Source organism: Corallococcus terminator (genome assembly GCF_003611635.1).
Classification (GTDB): Bacteria; Myxococcota; Myxococcia; order Myxococcales; family Myxococcaceae; genus Corallococcus; species Corallococcus terminator.
In genome coordinates, this window is record NZ_RAVZ01000780.1 from 1 (window position 1) to 543 (window position 543).

Annotated in this window: 1 protein-coding gene and 1 pseudogene; both read right to left on the reverse strand. The window is 64.6% G+C overall.

Going from position 1 to position 543, the window contains the following annotated elements; all coding sequences use genetic code 11:
• On the reverse strand, positions 1 to 227 hold a 227-nt coding region (locus D7V88_RS42100; protein ID WP_208726784.1), incomplete at its 3' end, for a prolipoprotein diacylglyceryl transferase family protein.
• Between the two features lie 68 nt (positions 228 to 295).
• A pseudogene (locus D7V88_RS42105) lies at positions 296 to 543 on the reverse strand (hypothetical protein); the annotation flags it as partial.

The window sequence follows — 543 nt, forward strand, 5'->3', positions numbered from 1 at the left end:
TACCCCAGCCGTCCGCCCAGCATCACCCCGAGGAGGCCCGCGTGGAGCACGAACCCGGACACCTCCTGTCTCTCGAAGGGCCCTTCACCTCGCGCGGCCTGGCGCCGGAGCACCGCGAACACGAGCAGGAAGCCCACCAGGTACGCCGCCCCCGTCCAGCGCAGGGAGAGCGTGTCGGAGAAGCGGAACAGGAAGGGACTGAAGCCATGCAGGAAGTGGGTGTCCACGACGCCTCTCGCGCGGCAGGCCACGGGAGGAAGGCACGCGCCCTCCTCCCATGGACACGGGTTTGCGGCTACCTGAAGAAGTCTTCAGGAGGGATGTTCGTGAGTTCCCTCCCGACGACCTTCCGGAAGTAGAGCGTGGTCGAGCCATTGCTGTTGGTATCGGCCTTCTGGTAGCGGAAACCATCCAGCTTGCCCTCGGCCAGCAGCCGATTCCAGTCCGTCCCGTTGATACGGATGGTCGCGCTGGGACCACAGCAGTTGTACGTGACGTCCGACGTAATCATCCCTCCGCTCCAGGACATCGACATACAGCTCT